We start from the raw sequence: 17,278 nt of genomic DNA on the forward strand, positions 1-17,278 counted from the left end.
GTCTTAATAACATTATGTTAAATGCGTATTTTAACAAATAAAGTAATCTAAATTGTTGATTCCGTAAATTATTTTACAGCTTTTAAGCTTAGGTCAATATTTTCTGCAGAATGGGTCAAAGCGCCCGCAGAAATAAAATTGACACCCGTATTTGCAATGTCTTTTAACATCTCGCGTGTGATTCCACCTGAAGCTTCGGTTTCGCATTTTCTACCAATGATCTTTACTGCTTCGGTCATGGTTGCTACATCCATATTATCAAGCATGATTCGGTCTGCGCCAGATTTTACTGCCTCCTTAACTTCTTCTAGGTTTCTGGTTTCGACTTCTATTTTTAGCGGTTTCTTTGTTTTTTCAATATAGTTTTTCGCCATTTTCACTGCGTTAGTGATACTTCCATTATAATCAATGTGGTTATCTTTCAGCATGATCATGTCATACAAACCATATCGGTGATTGGTGCCACCTCCAATAGCCACTGCCCACTTCTCGCAAAGTCTAAAGTTAGGGGTTGTTTTTCTGGTATCCAAAAGTTTGGTCTTTGTGCCCAAAAGTCGAGCGTCCCAGTCATGCGTCATAGTTGCAATACCGCTCATTCGCTGCATACAGTTCAAAACAAATCGTTCTGTGGAGAGAATAGAGCGTGCACTGCCGGTAACATAAAACGCAATATCACCCACCTTTGCAGAATCACCGTCTTTCATTAAAAGTTCTACTTTTAGATTTTTATCAAATTGTTTAAAGATTAATTCAGCCAATTCTACTCCGGCTAAGATGCAATCTTGCTTGACCAATAACTTGGCTTTTTGCTGTAAATCTTTCGGAATCGTTGCGAGGGTAGAGTGGTCACCATCCTGAATATCTTCTTCTAAAGCGTTTTTTATAAAAGTTTTTAAAGCTTCTTTGGTAACGTATGCGGGTTTCTTCATTTTTTTATATTTGAAATAAGCTGAGCTATTATTAAAGTTTGAATTTAGTTATAAGTTAGTAGCGATCGGTTTGTCATTTCTAGACCATTCGCTCCAAGACCCAATATACAAATTTGGAATTTTAAAACCAGCATAATCTAAAGCTAATAGAGTATGACATGCCGTAACTCCAGATCCACAATGGATGATGATTTTATGGGAAGGAATGTCTTTTAAAAATTCCACGTATTTTTTTTGAAGAATTTTTGGTTGTTTAAAAGTCCCGTCTGCATTCAGATTATCTTTAAAAGGAATATTTACCGCTCCGGGAATATGTCCAGCAATTTCATCGATCGGTTCAGATTTTCCAGCATATCGATCTTTATCTCGGACATCGATGACTAGATAGTCTGTATTTTCTGATACTTTTTCAACAAAATCAATATCGACTAAAGGAAGTTTCCAATGTTTCAAGGAAATTTTTTCTACTTTTTTGGGTTCGACTTTATTAGAATTAATTTTTGAACCTTTGTTTTTTGCGTTTTGCAGACCACCATTTAAGACTTGAGTATTTTCTATTCCAGCAGATCGCAGCATCCACCAAAATCTTGCAGCTGCATTGGTGCCATTTTGATCATCATAAACGATCACATGTGACTGCTCGCTAATTCCTAAACTTTGCAAAACTTCTGAAAACTTGTCTAAAGTTGGCAAAGGATGTCTCCCACCGTTTTTTGCATCGTTCGGTATTTCAGCTAAATCTTTGTTGAGATCAACATAAAGTGCATTATCTAAATGTTCTAAAATATATTTTTTATAAGCAGCATCTCCGCTTCCAGCGTTAACGGTTACAATATTTTCTTGGTCTAATACCTGTAATTCTTCAGGATTGATAATTGACGGCAAATTCATAATATGTAGCTTTTATTTGGTTGTATTCAATTGCCAATCCTTAATTTCAATTGTATACAAATCCATTTTCTGATCGTTATAAATTATTTCATGAGAATAATTTAGTCCGTTTTTCAAGGCAACATTTTTTGAGTTAAGATTTTCAGCATTAATTATAGATATCAATCTATTATGAAAATTATTTTCGAATGCAAAGTCTCGACATTTCATTGCGCTTTCAGTTGCGAAACCGTTTTGTCTGAATTTTGGTAGAATTGAATATGCAATTTCAATTTCAAATTTGTTTTCTACTTCTCTCACTAAAAGACCACATTGCCCAACTATTTGGTTATTAATTTTTGAAATTAAAATATTTTGACCTCCTAAATCGTTTTTATATCGGTGAAATGTCCATTCGAACCATTTTTCGCAGCGCTCTCTTGGTGTTTTGAATTCATGCATTCCAAGTAATCGTGTTACTTCTTCATCTTCAAATAATTCCTGCCATTCTTCAAAATCATTATCGTTTAATTTTCTGAATTTTAATCGCTCTGTTTCCTGATTTGTCAGTAGAAATTTCATTTGAATTATTTTATTTCACTAAATCTTTATTGAAAAACGCACCTTTGTTTTCAGTCATTTTCAAAGAATGTTTAATAATCAAATAAGAAATATTTGTCAGATTTCGTAGCTCGGAAAGCTTAGGGGAAATAATGGAATAACTGTACAATTCATTAACTGCTTCAAAAATTTCTTGCTGTTTTCTTTTGGCAATTTGAAGCCGCTCGTTGGTCCTCACAATGCTTACCAAATCACTCATCATTTCTTGCAACTGTCTTCTGAGGTAAGAAACCATGACCATTTCATCCATCATTTTCATTCCTTCTTCGTCCCATTCTGGAATTGCCTTTAAATCATCAAAGTTGAAATCGTTAATTTCTAAAAGTTCCACCGTTTTCAAAGCCGCGTTATGTCCGAAAACCATTCCTTCTAATAAAGAATTGGAAGCCAGTCGATTAGCACCATGTAATCCAGAATTGGTACATTCGCCAACAGCAAATAGATTTTTAATGGAACTTTGTCCATCAAGATCAATGTCGATTCCGCCCATTAAATAATGACAAGCAGGCACAACGGGAATGAGTCGCTGGAAGGGATCAATTCCTTCATCCATACATTTCTGGTAAATATTCGGGAAATGTTCGGTGAATTTTTCGTGATCCATTTCCCGACAGTCAAGTCCGACATAATCGTCACCCGAAATTTTAAGTTCATTGTCAATAGCTCTGGCAACAATATCACGTGACGCTAATTCTTCGCGCTCGTCATATTTGTGCATGAATTTCTCACCATCTTTGGTTCTTAATTTTGCACCATCGCCACGAACTGCTTCTGAAATCAAAAACAACATTCCATCTCTTTTAGAAAATAAAGCCGTTGGATGAAACTGATAGTACTGCATATTGGAGATTTTACCACGCGCTCGGTGTACGAAAGCTATTCCGTCTCCGGTTGCGATAATCGGATTGGTTGTGTTTTTATAAACGTGACCCGCTCCTCCAGTTGCAACCAAAGTGATTTTCGCCGTGATTTTTTTTATCTTTTTATTTTTCTCGTCGAGAATATAGGCGCCGTAACAGTCGATTTTCTCAAGATCGAAAACTTTCTCTGGAACATGGTGTTGCGTAATCAAATCAATGACATAATGATGGGCCATGATTTCGATATTGGGTGACCTGTTCGCCGTTTCCAACAAGGCGCGTTCGATTTCTTTTCCAGTAATGTCTTTGTGATGTACGATTCGGTTTTCGGTGTGCCCGCCTTCTCTGCCCAGCATGAGGTGACCATCTTTTTCGTCAAATTGAGTTCCCCATTCTACCAGCTCCCGGAATCGTTCGGGACCTTCCTGGATCACCATTTTTACGACCTCGAGATTATTTTCACCGTCACCAGCTCTCATGGTATCGTCAATGTGTTTTTGAAAACTGTCTTTATCAAAGTCTGTTACGACCGATAGACCGCCTTGGGCGTATTTGGTGTTGCTTTCATCTTCATCTGCTTTGGTGACAATAATAATTTTGGCCTCCGGCATTCTTTCCGAAATTTTAATTGCATAAGAAAGTCCGGAGATTCCTGAACCTATCACGAGAACATCTGCTTTTATCATGGAGTGGATTGAAAGTTAATTGTTGAGAAAATCATTTTAATTAAATAAATTTAAACAATTTCTCATTGGGTTTACGTACTTTTTTTAAATTTTGAAAATCATCTTCTTCTGATCGATAGCCAAGAGCTAGAGTCACGGCAACTTTTTCTTTAGTTATATCTAAATCTAAAATTTCATCGATAATATCTTGTTTAAATCCCTCCATCGGACAGGTATCTACATTTTCCAGAGCTGCTGCAAACATTAAGTTTCCTAACACGATATAACATTGCTTGTCTGCCCAGGTTATTACCTGTTCAGTGGATAAGCGATCAATATGTTTACTGATGCTTTCTCGAAAAGGATTTAAACTTTCTAACGAAACGTCCCTTGTTTCTGATATTTGCGTGAAATAAGCACCAATATATTTGGATTCGATATCATTTTTAGAAACAATGGCTATCAAATGCGAACACGTTGAAATTTGAGAAGGATTATAAAAAGCGGGAATTAATTTTTCCTTCATATCAGCACTTTGTGCGATGATGATTTTGTAGGGTTGTAAACCAAGCGAACTCGCAGAAAGTCTTGCTGCTTCTAGGATATGATAAAGCGCGTCTGCAGAAACACTCTTTTCTGGGTCAAATTTTTTAACCGAATATCTTTTGTTCAGTGCGTCAAGGTAATTCATCTAACAAAGATAAATAAATGAGACGGAAGTTTTGTGGATGAATCTTTTTAAGTGAATGGTGAATTTCAGTGAGTGAATTTTAAAGATGCGCTCAAAATTTTTGACTTATCAAAATAACTTAATAAATTTTTATGTATATCCGTTTTTCATCATACTCCTGTAATACTTGCTATCACAAGTCTATCGAACAGTTTATCTTCAAAATATCTCCGATTTAACTTATAAACAAACTCATTTAGATAAAGTTGAAGGTTTTTGCGTTTTATTTTGTGGTAATTTCCTAATAAATTCCTTTTCGCATTACTGATAAATATGTGAACCCAACGCAAAGTATCTTTTGTAGTTTCTTTCGAAGATTTTTCTGAAATATGAATTTCTACAAGTTGTGATATATCAACATATGACGTGCTTTGATCTGTAAAAACTATGCTGGATTCTGCCAAAGATTCTTTAATAGTCTCATTAATTCCCTCTGCTGTATGATCTTCTAATACTATTGCTTTAAAATATCTACAAGATTTCGATGTCTCTCCTGTTTCTATATTTTCTAATGGCGTAGATTCCGCCATCACTGCAACATTTTGCTTTCCAACTGCTCCTCTTCCACGAATCCCTTTCTCTTGTTCCAGTTCTCTAGATTCAACTGTAAAATACCCTTCATCCATTTCAATCATGCCCTCTAAAGTGTATCTTTCATCTCGTTTTCCCATCCCTTTTCTCAATTTGTGCATCAGCCCAAACTGGCTCATAGCGCTTCAAACCTAATTGCCTTTGCATTTCTTTAGCAGAAAATCCCTTTTTTGTTGCACTCATCAAAAACATCGCTTTATACCAAACTAGAAAGGACAAATTGGAATTCTCCATGATGGTTCCACTTCGTAATGAAGTTCGCTTTCTACAAGATTTACACTCGTAACTTAATCTGCTTTTAATCCAAAAAAAATCAGTTTTTCCGCACTTGCAGGAAACACCAATTTTGTCACGTTCTGCTTTGAAATGAGATATACAATCCTCTTCACTGCTAAACTCTACGCCAAAACTAAAAATATTCATCTCAATTATTTAATTATCAAACAAATATACGGAATTATGGGAAGTTACGGACATACATATAAATTTTTAATTCCTTTACCCAAATATTAACGGTTAAATTTCTTCATTTGAAATAGTGAATGAGGAATTTCAGTGAGTGAATAAGTGCATTTTGAATTTAGTGATCGCGAATTATAAAAAATTATCCATTCACTGCGAAGCAAATTGATACGAAGCAATTGACCATTTTCAGAAAAGCCCGCCGTCCTGTTGATTTTCAAAAAACTCATCAATCAGCAAAGGTTCTGTTTGGGCTGCTTTAACCGCGAGCTGATCGCAAATTTCATTTTCCAGATGTCCAGCGTGACCTTTTACCCAATGAAAAGTAGTTTGATGGGTTTTCAATAAAGGAACCATTCTGCGCCACAAATCCGGATTTTTTACATTTTTAAAACCTTTTTTAATCCAACCGAAAATCCATTTCTGATTAATGGCATCAGAAACATATTTACTGTCGGTATAAATGTGGATATCGTTTTCGGTAGATTTTAGTTTCTCTAGAGCTACAATCACAGCCAACAATTCCATGCGGTTATTGGTTGTTCTGCGAAAACCTTGTGAATATCTTTTTTCGTAATTTTTTTCGGGAACCTTCATCACAATGCCGTAACCACCTTTTCCCGGGTTTCCACTGCAGGCTCCATCTGTATAAATTTCTATTTTAAGCGCCATTCCTAGAATTGAAAATCGTCATCATCATCTAGATCATTCATAGAAGAACCGGAAATGTTTTTTTGATCACCAATATCAAAAGCAGCTCCTGGATCAATGGTTGTCTTTATTTTTTCGAAACCTCCAGGTGCATCCTGTTGCCCGAAATTTGAAGATTGGTAGCCATGTCCGCCGCCAAAGAGATCAAGATCGGCAAACTTTGCGATATTTTTGTAGAAAGACATTCTTACGTCTGCAGTTGCACCGTTACGGTGTTTTGCGATAATTAATTCTGCCTGATTTTCAGTGGAAGATTCACCGCCGTCTTCATCATTATCCCAGGTGGTGATTTTATAATATTCGGGACGGAAAATGAATGATACAATATCCGCATCCTGCTCAATCGCTCCAGATTCCCGTAAGTCGGAAAGCATGGGTCTTTTCCCAGGACGTGTTTCTACACTTCTCGAAAGCTGGGAAAGTGCAATTACGGGGACATTAAGTTCTTTTGCAATTGCTTTTAGAGAACGGGAAATCATCGCAATTTCTTGCTCCCGGTTTCCAGCACCGCCTTTTCCTGAATTTGCAGTCATCAGTTGTAAGTAATCCACCATGATTATTTTTACCCCGTGTTGCATAACCAATCTTCTGCATTTTGCGCGGAAGTCAAAGACAGAAAGTGATGGCGTTTCATCAATAAATAACGGAGCATTTTCCAAAGCAGAAACGTTGGAAAATAAGCGCTGCCATTCTTCATCAGACATTTGTCCTTTTCTTAATTTTTCAGAAGAGATGCCTGTTTCTGAGGCGATCATTCTGGTAATTAACTGTACAGATGCCATCTCCAGTGAGAATAAGGCTAAAGGAATATTATGTTCTACGGCAATGTTTCTCGCCATAGATAGTAAGAACGCCGTTTTACCCATTGCTGGACGAGCGGCAATGATAATTAAATCTGAATTTTGCCAACCGCCCGTTTCTTTGTCAATATCTTTAAATCCAGACGGGATTCCCGAGATCCCTTCTTTGTCTTTTAAGGCTTTGATGGTTTCAATTGCTTGGGTAACTAAAGTGTTTGCAGTGTCAAATCCTTTTTTAATCGTTCCGTTGGTAATTTCAAAAAAGGATTGTTCTGCTTTGTCCAGCAGTTCGAAAACATCAGTAGATTCCTTGTAAGAACTGTCGATAACGTTCGCAGAAACATTAATTAAACTTCGTAAAATAAATTTCTCCAAAATAACCCGAACGTGGTATTCAATATGTGCACTTGAAGAAATACCCATTGTTAAATCAATGATATAGTGGTCGCCACCAGCAAAACCTAACTTTTCTGTTTTCTTTAATTCCTGAATAACGGTCATTAAATCGACTGGATGATTACCTTCAAATAACTTAACAATTGCGCGGAAAATTTCCTGATGTCTGGGATCATAAAAAACATCTGGCGTTAATAAATCGATAGAAAAATCCAAACCTTTTTTATCAATTAAAAAAGTTCCGATAACGAGTTTCTCAAATTCTATTGCATTGGGAGGCATTTTACCATCGGAAATAGAAAGTTCCTTGGCGAAGTTACCGTGTATTAAAGATGATAAAGTTTCCTTCTGAGTCATGTGGCAAAGATAGTTTTTTTAAGTTTTTATTTCAATTTATTAATCAACAATCCTAAATATTTTATTATTAACTAACTGTTTAATAATCTATTACGGTGTTGATAAGTAAAAAGTACGGAATTTTTATTCTAGTCCGGATCGAAATGAAAATCCTTTTTTCGCGTTGGGGTTAAGGTAAGGTAAAAAAAGATTGTAATGAAGAGCCGGATCAAATTTGGAAAAAAGCAAAATCTTGATGCTCGTCAATTAATAGTTCATTTTACGAAGTTTTGGAACAGTAGTACCTACTAATAGCGCAATTAAAACGGTCATGGTTCCGCCAAAAATCACTGACCGCACGACGCCGAAGAGTTTAGCTGCCACGCCACTTTCAAATTGTCCCATTTCATTACTCGACATAATGAAAATTGAGTTCACGCTCAAAACCCTACCACGAATATGGTCAGGTGTTTTCAGCTGTACAATAGTACCGCGGATCACCACGGAAATTCCGTCGAGCATTCCGCTGGCGACTAGTAAAAAGAAGGAGAGCCAATATAATTTGGAAAGCCCAAAACCAATAATACATAAACCAAATCCAGCAACGGCAACAAGTAGAATCTTACCTTGATTCTTCGTCAATGGTACAAAAGCGAGGGTCATGATAATACACATGGAGCCAATATCCGAAGCAGCGTTCAGTAGGCCAAAACCTTCTGAACCCACCTTTAAAATGTCTGTTGCAAAAACGGGAATCATGGCGACAGCGCCGCCAAAAAGTACCGCAAACATATCGAGACAGAGAGCGCCTAAAATTTCTTTAGTTTTGTAAATGTACGCAAGCCCTTCACGCATACTCTTTACAACACCCATTTTTCGATCACTATTTTCTGACGGGTGTTTATTTAAAAACCAAAAGAAGATAGAAGCAAAAATCATCACGCCTACCACCACTAAAATTGTTCCTGAAATATCAATCCAATGGATTAAGAATCCACCGAGCGCATGACCAGAAACTGAAGCGGTCAAAAATGTAGCCTGGTTTAGGGTAATGGCGTTAGGCAGGGTTTCCTTGGAAACGATTTTTGGAATCATCGATGGTACGATGGGTCCGATAAATGCTCGGCAGAATCCTGTGCAGAAAATCACAGCATAAATAAAATAGGAAATCTGAACATTGCTTAAATGCATTAAGCTGTTGCCAAAGAAAGCAGGAAGTGCCAATAAGCTTATTAAAATAACATAGGCATAATTACAGATGAGTAAAAGCTTCTTCTTTTCCGAATTATCGATAACATGTCCTGCGTAAAGCGCCGTGGAAACTGCGGGGATCACTTCAGATAAACCAATTAAGCCGATGGCAAACGGATCTTTTGTCAATTTGTAAATCCACCACCCCATTAAGGTTGCCAACATTCGGAAGGCTAACACCAAAAAAAACCGACCTGCCATCAAGTTGCGGAATTCGGGAATTTTTAATGTCTGGATGGGTTGCAAAGAAATCATTTTGCAAAAATAGATTTTAGAAATGAGAAATCTTTTAAAAATGGTTGCTTCCCAGTAATTTATTTGATAATAATTACAAGCAGTTTTTGAATGAGCAGTTTTTCACCAAATTTGAATAAGTGTTTTCGTAATTTTAATTATCCTCAGTCTGTTACGGACAAATCTGATAATTATTTAAAAATTTAATTTAAAAATTTATCTTTGAAAAATGAATTGGATTTTACTCATCATCGGTGGATTATTTGAAACTGGATTCGCAACCTGTTTGGGCAAGGCTCAGGAAACGAGCGGAAGAGAAAGTTATTTTTGGTGGGCCGGTTTTGTGATTTCACTTTTTATGAGTATGTTTTTATTGTACAAAGCAATTTCTGTAGGCGCGAATCCAATTCCGATAGGGACGGCTTATGCGGTCTGGACGGGAATCGGTGCAGTAGGCGCAGTTTTTATGGGTATTTTTGTATTTAATGAACCTGCAACTTTTTGGCGCATGTTTTTTGTGTTTACTTTAATTGCATCTGTGGTTGGGTTGAAAGTAGTTTCGAATTAATTTTATTTCTTTAATTTTTCCAAAAAATCTGCAATTTTACGGTCATTGGCCAAACGAGGAATTTTGTTTTGTCCTCCCAATTTACCTTCAGATTTGGCATAGTCCTGAAACGCATTTCTCTTTAAATTGGTAATAATTAAAGGCTGCAATATTTTACCAGAAATTAAATCGTCGTAATAAGAATTCCTTTTTCGCATTTCTGCATCTAAATTATTTCTAAAGTTCTCTAAACTTTCCGGTTCTTTTTCAAACTCGATAAACCATTCGTGATAAGGCAATCCTTGAGTTGGATTTACCTGTGGTGCCAAATGAAACTCAGTGATTTGTGCGGGAAATTTTTCGACGGTTGCTTTCAAAGCTTCTTCCACTTCAAAAGCAATAACGTGCTCGCCAAAAGCAGACGTAAAATGTTTGGTTCTTCCTGAAACTAAAATACGATAAGGGTCTTTTGAAATAAACCGCACCACATCGCCGATGGAATAGGCCCAAAGTCCAGAATTCGTCGTTAAAATCAAAGCATAATCTTTATGAAGTTCGATCTCTTTTAAAGTCAAACGTTGTGCATTTGGCTTACCATATTGATCCAAAGGAATAAATTCATAAAAAATTCCATGATTCGTTAGTAACAATAATCCTTCTTTTTCAAAATCATCCTGAAAGGCAAAGAAACCTTCGCTCGCGGGAAAAGTTTGCAAAGTGTCGACTGGTTTGCCCAAAAGCTCACTCATCTTTTCACGGTAGGGTTCATAGTTCACACCGCCAGTAATAATCAGTTGGAGGTTTGGAAACAGTTCAGTTATTTTCTTGCCATTTCTTTCGATCAATTTTTCAAAATACATGATTAACCACGGTGGAATTCCCGAAATTAAGGTCATGTTTTCCTTCTCGGTTTCCTTTACGATTTCATCTACTTTCGTTTCCCAGTCTTCGATGAGGTTCGTTTTCTCACTCGGAAGTCTGTTTTTCTGCAAATAGGTAGGAATATGATGGGCCACAATTCCAGACAAGCGACCAGTTTTAATTCCGTTGATTTCTTCTAATTTTGGACTTCCCTGCAAGAAAATCATTTTGCCAGCTACGAAGTCCGCATTATTTTTTTGCGCGATATAATGGAAAAGGGCACTTCGGGCGGCGTTAAGTTGATACGGCATTCCTTCTTTGGAAATTGGGATATATTTTGCGCCGGAAGTAGTCCCGGAAGTTTTCGCAAAGTATTCAGGGGTTTCTGTCCAAAGAATCTGTCGTTGTCCTTTTTTTACTTTTTCAATATAGGGTTTCAAATCTTCATAGTCGCCGACTTGAACTTGATTTTGAAAGTCTTGGATGTTTTTAATATTTTCAAACTGATGGGTGCGACCGAACAAAGTTTTTTCAGCAGTTCTCACGAGTGCTCGTAAAAGATCTTCTTGATCTTTCACTGCATTTTGTTTAAAGGATCCGCTTCCTTTTACATGATTTTTCGCCCAGATCAGAGCAATGTTTTTCTTTATGAAATTCAGCATATCGCAAATTTAAATTATTTTCCAGATCAAAGACAAAACGCCCGGGATAAATGGTTGGTGCTATTACTCTTTTCTTAGAAATTATAGCGATAACCTACGTTTAAACTAAAAAAAGTAGAATGGTTGTAGAATTTTTTGATCTCAGCATTCTCGTTGTAAACGTTAGTGAAATAGAAATTGACTTTCGCGGCAACAAAAACCTGTTGATATCCTTCACGATCTAACGTGTATAACGCTTTTCCGCCCAAATTAAAACCGGTTGCATTATCCTTTGTCTTCTGACTTTTTGCGTCCACTAATAAATTAGTTTGGCGATAATAACTAAATCCAGCCATTTCTTCTATTGAGAAATCCTCCGATATCATTTCGCGGTGGGTTAAATAAAGGTCGATATTCGCAATAGTCGGCGAGCCTATATTTCCATAAAGATTCTGTTCACCATACTTAACATTCGCATACAATAGGTTATAATCCAGCCCAATTCCGAAATTAATTGGTGTCATTAAATTAGCTCCAAACCCGTAACCATAAAAAGGAGTCAGCAATTTCGACAGATGATTGTTTCCAATGGGCTTCATTGCAATGATTTTCACCTCGATATTAGAAACTACGTCGGGACCATATTTCTTTTTCTGTCCAGTGTATAAAGATGAGATTCCAAGAAAGAGTAAAAGTGCAATTCTCATTATTCTAGTTTTATTTCATTGAAGGTGATATAAGTGGTGCCCACTGGAATTTGAATTTGTAGAGAATCGGTTGACAGTGTGCAACCAAGCTTAGTAGTAGAGAATGATTTAATTTTTGTATTGAGTACTAAAGTAAATGAATCGTTCAGTAACGGTCCGGATAAAGTGAAATTTCCAGAAGCATTAGGAATTACTTCAGCTACATTTTTGCCATCGCTTTTAATACTGACCGTTGCTTTGGAAAGTACAGCTTGTGTTCCAGTTATTTTACCTTCAACATAGGCGCGGGAATTATCGCGGTTTTCGGAATTACAGCTGATAATGAGAATGAGCACAAAGGAACTGAGAATGTGATAAAAGAGTTTCATAATATTTTTTAAAGATAATAAAAAAGCATCAAAATAACAGTGAGGCTTATTAGTTAGATGAAATTAACTATTTTTTTTTGAATCTTTTGTCAGGGGTTCCGTCTTTTTTCAGATGTTCGTTTGCCTTATATCTTTTATCGGGAGTTCCATCCTTTTTCATTTTTATCGCAGAATTTTTATTGGTTGTTTTTGTTGCTACTGCTGGTTTCGCAGTTTGCATTTGCTCAGCTTTTGGCGGTGGAGGAGGTGTTGTCTGTTGCGGAGTAACTTGTTGTGCGGTAGCGAGTCCCAGTCCTAAAACCAAAGACAATACTGTTAATAATTTTTTCATTTTCTTCTAAGGTTCAAATTGGTGTTGTGTTGATTTTCAACAAAGTAAAAATAAACAAATAACAAGATCAATTATTGTTGTTGAATGATTTAACCAAACTTTAACGAAGAGGATGATTGTTAATTTGTTTCGTTTTTGAAGGTTAAGTATTCGGTATTGTAAGTTTTAACAAAAAAATTGCCTCAAAAATTGAAGCAATTCTAGTTCTGTAATATTTGTAAATTATCTTGTACAGTTAGCGGTCCAGGTTTTTCCGTCTTTCGTATAAGCTATTTTCAAAGTATTGTTATCTATTCTTATATAAGCGGTGCCAGTAGAACCTACCATTACCAAAACGTTATCGCCTTGCTTATTAAATTCCACACCATTTAAGTCTGGAATTCCGTCAGAAAATCTAAAATTATATTTTGTCCCACTCGCGATCTTCGTTACGAAAACACTTCCGTTGTCTTTGGAAAGATCTGTAGAAACATCATTGTATGCAATGCTACCTTTGTATGTTCCTGCGAAGAAATCGTTGTCTACCGGATCATCGTCACTTCTGCAAGAGGAAATTGCGAACATTGAAAAAACAAGAAGAACTAATCCTAAATATTTTAGGATATTTTTACGAGTTGATTTGCCAGAGTTTTCTAAAATTGTTGACTTCATAATATTTTTTATTTTTATTTTGATGGAGACAACTTTCCAAAATTAATGCCGTGACTTCAGAAATTCTTAATTTTAATAGGATGTTAATACTTTTTAGGAAACTTTATAAGTTGGAGGAGGCATTTGAGCTGTAATTAAACCTTCTTCTACGGATGCGAGTGTAATAGAAATAATTCCTAAATTTGTCCTTTCAAACGATTTCGGAATACTCCCGAAATCGCTTTTCCCGTTTAGGGCCGATTCATTTTAAAGACGATTATTTAGCGTCAGAATTATATGCAGTTAAAAAAAATTACCGAAACATTTCTTCCCGAACTCCTTCATTTAGGTTTTGGAAAAGAACTGATCACGCAACTCGATCACAATAAGCACCTTGCTGTAAAATCCTTTGCAGGATCCTCACCAGCCGTCTTCGCCGCAGAGTTATTTCTGATCAAAAAGAAATCTCTTTTGTTTTTAACAGATGATCGGGAAGATGCTTTATATATTACAGCGGAATTAGAGGATCTATTAGGTAAGGAAAATGTGCTCTATTTTCCGCCCACTCATCTGGAGCCTTATCAAATTGAGAAAACTCAAAATGCCAATTTGGTTTTAAGAACTGAGGTTTTGAACCGAATCCATACGGATAAAAAACCCAGAGTGATGATCGCTTCATTTTCTTCTCTAGCGGAAAGAGTGATGAAGAAAGAAGATTTTAAAGCAATTTCTCATACGATCAAAACTGGTGATCAGTTAGATTTTGATTTTACTGAAGAATTATTGCATCAGTTTAATTTCAATCATACCGATTTCGTTTCGGAACCAGGAGAGTTTTCAGTTCGGGGAGGTATTGTAGATGTTTTTTCTTATTCTAATGAGGAGCCGTATCGAATTAATTTTTTTGGAAATGAAGTAGAAAGTATCAAAACTTTTGATATCGAAACCCAACTTTCGAAAGAAAGAATTAAAGAATTTCAGTTGGTTTCAAATATGAATTTTTCTGGAGTAGGGAAGAAAGTATCGTTGTTTGATTTAGCACCGAAAGATTTAGTTGTAATTACTAAGAATGCTTTTGTGGGTTTTAATTTTATTAAAAGTTTCTATGAAAAAGCAGAAGTAAAGTTCGGCACTTTAGGTACAGAAATCAGACATCAAAAACCAAATGAACTTTTTGTTTCGGAAGAGGAATTTATTAACGATATCAATAAATTTGAATGGATCGATTTTACTTTACAGGAAGTTAAAGAAAGCGATGCTGCAATAATTCAGTTGAATCAAACTCCGCAACCAAGCTTTCATAAAAAGTTTGAATTATTACTGGAAGATCTAGAGGAAAAACAGAATAACGGTTTTGAAACATGGATTTCCTTTTCCACCGAAAAGCAGAAAGAGCGATTAGAATCTATTTTTGAAGAATTATCTGCGCAGCAGCGTTCTTCGATAGAGAATATTAACCAATCTTTAGAGAAAGAATCGAAGGTTTTATTCAAGTCTTTCAAATCTGAACTTCATGAGGGATTTATCGATCTTGACCATAAAATATCAGTTTATACGGATCACCAGATCTTTGATCGTTATCAAAGATTTAAAGCCAAAAACTCTTTTGCGAAATCGGAACAGATTACGCTGAAAGATTTAATGCAGATGAAAGTCGGCGATTATATTACGCATATCGACCACGGTATCGGTAAGTTTATGGGATTGGTGAAAGTTAATAATAATGGAAAGATTCAGGAATGTTTTAAACTCGTTTATAAAAATGGAGATTTACTTTATGTAAGTATTCACTCTCTCAATAAAATTTCAAAATACAATGGACCCGACGGACGGGAAATCGTTTTATCAAAGTTGGGATCGCCGGCATGGAAAACTTTGAAACAAAAAACAAAAGCGAAAGTAAAACAGATTGCTTTTGATTTGATTCGGCTCTATGCCGAGCGAAAAACGGCGAAAGGTTTTGCTTTTACACCAGATACTTATTTGCAAAATGAACTGGAAGCCAGTTTTATTTATGAAGATACACCCGATCAGGAAAAAGCGACAGTTGATGTAAAAACGGATATGGAAAATGATACGGTGATGGATCGTTTAATCTGTGGTGATGTAGGTTTTGGGAAAACAGAAATAGCAATTCGAGCAGCCTTCAAAGCTGCAACTGATGGTAAACAGGTAGCTATTTTAGTTCCGACAACGATTTTAGCTTTTCAGCATTACCGAAGTTTTAAGGAAAGATTAAAGGATTTCCCAGTTGAGATTTCTTATATGAATCGTTTTCGGACTGCGAAACAAAAAGCGGAGACTTTAGAAGGATTAAAATCCGGTAAAATTGATATCGTAATTGGAACGCATCAATTGGTTGGGAGTAGTGTAAAATTTAAAGATTTAGGTTTATTAATTATTGATGAAGAGCATAAATTTGGCGTCGCAGTAAAAGATAAACTAAAAACCATTAAGAGTAATATAGACACGCTAACATTAACTGCGACGCCGATTCCGAGGACTTTGCAATTCTCTTTGATGGCAGCCAGAGATTTATCGGTCATTAAAACGCCCCCACCGAACCGGCAACCTGTTGATACGCAAATCGTAGGATTTGATGAGGAGATGATACGGGATGCTATTTCTTACGAACTTCAACGGGATGGTCAGGTTTATTTTATTAATAATAGAATTGAAAATCTGAAAGATATCGCGGGCCTGATCCAGCGGTTAGTGCCTGATGCGAAAGTAATTACTGGTCACGGACAAATGGAAGGCAAACAGCTTGAACGGAATGTTCTCGATTTTATGGAGGGCAAATATGATGTTTTAGTTTCCACGACAATTATAGAAAGTGGAGTAGATGTGCCCAACGCAAATACGATTTTTATTAATGATGCACAACGTTTTGGGATGGCAGATGTTCACCAGATGCGTGGTCGGGTTGGTAGGAGTAACAGGAAGGCTTTTTGTTTTTTAATTACACCGCCTTTCGATATGGTCTCGTCTGATGCCCGAAAGAGATTAGAAGCTATTGAACAGTTTTCTGATCTGGGAAGTGGTTTTCAGATTGCTATGAAAGATTTAGAAATTCGGGGTGCAGGTGATTTATTAGGTGGTGAACAAAGTGGTTTCATTAATGAAATGGGATTTGATACCTACCAAAAAATTATGCAGGAAGCGCTGGAAGAATTACAGAATGATGAGGAGTTCGAAGATTTATTTGATAATGAAGAAGATCGTAAAAAACTCTTTAAGTCAACCAAGGAAGTTAATATTGATACGGATTTAGAATTAATGTTACCTGATTCTTATGTTCAAAGTATTGAAGAGCGATTGTCTTTGTATCAAAAATTAGCAGAAATTGAAAACAAAGAAGACTTGTACCAATTAGAATTGGAATTAATCGACCGTTTTGGAGCTTTACCATCAGAAGCGATTAATCTTTTAAAATCAGTGGAATTAAAATGGATTGCGGCCGAAATTGGCTTTGATAAAATTGTGGTGAAGAATGGTATCTTCCTCGGATATTTCCCGCCAAATCCTCAGGATAAGTTTTATCAAAGTGAAAAATTTAAGAATATTATTTCTTATTTATCAAAGAATCCGAGGGAAGCAACCTTAAAAGAAAAAACAAGCAAAGAAGGAAATCAATTAATGATGCGGAAAGAGAATGTACAAAATGTAGATGAAGTGAATTCTGTTTTGGAAAGGATTTTAGGGAATCATTCAGTGACCTAAATTTCTAAAAAAAT

Annotated in this window: 15 protein-coding genes and 1 pseudogene; 2 read left to right on the forward strand and 14 right to left on the reverse strand. The window is 36.1% G+C overall.

The annotated features are described in order from the left end of the window. Positions 1-68 precede the first annotated feature (68 nt). The 9 genes and pseudogenes from nadC to FNJ88_RS08065 all read right to left on the reverse strand — a co-directional run bounded on the left by nadC (position 69) and on the right by FNJ88_RS08065 (position 9,477). On the reverse strand, positions 69-929 hold the full coding sequence (nadC, locus tag FNJ88_RS08025) for a carboxylating nicotinate-nucleotide diphosphorylase (RefSeq protein ID WP_143852682.1): 861 nt from the start codon (positions 927-929) through the stop codon (positions 69-71). A 48-nt stretch (positions 930-977) separates the two neighbouring features. Beyond that, entirely contained in the window at positions 978-1,820 is an 843-nt protein-coding gene (locus FNJ88_RS08030) for a sulfurtransferase (protein ID WP_143852683.1), read from the reverse strand. Positions 1,821-1,832: 12 nt separating this feature from the next. Continuing rightward, positions 1,833-2,381, reverse strand: a complete 549-nt coding sequence (locus FNJ88_RS08035; protein WP_143852684.1) for a GNAT family N-acetyltransferase — start codon at positions 2,379-2,381, stop codon at positions 1,833-1,835. Between the two features lie 10 nt (positions 2,382-2,391). Further along, a complete protein-coding gene (nadB, locus tag FNJ88_RS08040) occupies positions 2,392-3,966 on the reverse strand; it encodes an L-aspartate oxidase (protein ID WP_143852685.1) in 1,575 nt (524 codons plus the stop codon). Between the two features lie 40 nt (positions 3,967-4,006). After that, on the reverse strand, positions 4,007-4,636 hold the full coding sequence (locus FNJ88_RS08045) for an NAD(P)H-dependent oxidoreductase (protein WP_143852686.1): 630 nt from the start codon (positions 4,634-4,636) through the stop codon (positions 4,007-4,009). Positions 4,637-4,785: 149 nt separating this feature from the next. Further along, positions 4,786-5,689: pseudogene (locus tag FNJ88_RS08050) on the reverse strand (IS1595 family transposase). Between the two features lie 228 nt (positions 5,690-5,917). Further along, positions 5,918-6,400 (reverse strand): ribonuclease HI, encoded by a 483-nt coding sequence (gene rnhA, locus FNJ88_RS08055; protein ID WP_143852687.1) that lies wholly within the window; start codon positions 6,398-6,400, stop codon positions 5,918-5,920. A gap of 2 nt (positions 6,401-6,402) precedes the next feature. Next, entirely contained in the window at positions 6,403-7,992 is a 1,590-nt protein-coding gene (dnaB, locus tag FNJ88_RS08060; RefSeq protein ID WP_143852688.1) for a replicative DNA helicase, read from the reverse strand. Between the two features lie 246 nt (positions 7,993-8,238). Continuing rightward, complete coding sequence (locus FNJ88_RS08065; protein ID WP_143852689.1) at positions 8,239-9,477, reverse strand: MFS transporter; 1,239 nt, start codon at positions 9,475-9,477, stop codon at positions 8,239-8,241. A gap of 208 nt (positions 9,478-9,685) precedes the next feature. Here FNJ88_RS08065 and FNJ88_RS08070 point away from each other — a divergent pair, with 208 nt between their 5' ends. After that, positions 9,686-10,024 (forward strand): DMT family transporter, encoded by a 339-nt coding sequence (locus FNJ88_RS08070; protein ID WP_143852690.1) that lies wholly within the window; start codon positions 9,686-9,688, stop codon positions 10,022-10,024. Between the two features lie 2 nt (positions 10,025-10,026). Here the strand turns inward: FNJ88_RS08070 and FNJ88_RS08075 are convergent, their stop codons facing one another. From FNJ88_RS08075 to FNJ88_RS08095, 5 genes are all read right to left on the reverse strand, one after another. Beyond that, complete coding sequence (locus tag FNJ88_RS08075; protein ID WP_143852691.1) at positions 10,027-11,526, reverse strand: GH3 auxin-responsive promoter family protein; 1,500 nt, start codon at positions 11,524-11,526, stop codon at positions 10,027-10,029. Positions 11,527-11,600: 74 nt separating this feature from the next. After that, entirely contained in the window at positions 11,601-12,212 is a 612-nt protein-coding gene (locus FNJ88_RS08080) for a hypothetical protein (protein WP_143852692.1), read from the reverse strand. Then, complete coding sequence (locus FNJ88_RS08085) at positions 12,212-12,580, reverse strand: hypothetical protein (protein ID WP_143852693.1); 369 nt, start codon at positions 12,578-12,580, stop codon at positions 12,212-12,214. The genes FNJ88_RS08080 and FNJ88_RS08085 overlap by 1 nt, the downstream gene beginning before the upstream one ends. A 67-nt stretch (positions 12,581-12,647) precedes the next feature. Next, positions 12,648-12,911: a hypothetical protein gene (locus FNJ88_RS08090; RefSeq protein ID WP_143852694.1), complete on the reverse strand. Its 264-nt coding sequence runs from the start codon at positions 12,909-12,911 to the stop codon at positions 12,648-12,650. A gap of 222 nt (positions 12,912-13,133) precedes the next feature. Continuing rightward, a complete protein-coding gene (locus FNJ88_RS08095) occupies positions 13,134-13,562 on the reverse strand; it encodes a hypothetical protein (RefSeq protein WP_228414501.1) in 429 nt (142 codons plus the stop codon). Between the two features lie 276 nt (positions 13,563-13,838). Here FNJ88_RS08095 and mfd point away from each other — a divergent pair, with 276 nt between their 5' ends. After that, entirely contained in the window at positions 13,839-17,264 is a 3,426-nt protein-coding gene (gene mfd, locus FNJ88_RS08100; RefSeq protein WP_143852695.1) for a transcription-repair coupling factor, read from the forward strand. The last annotated feature ends 14 nt before the right edge of the window (positions 17,265-17,278 follow it).

Source organism: Chryseobacterium sp. SNU WT5 (assembly GCF_007362475.1).
Lineage (GTDB): Bacteria > Bacteroidota > Bacteroidia > Flavobacteriales > Weeksellaceae > Kaistella.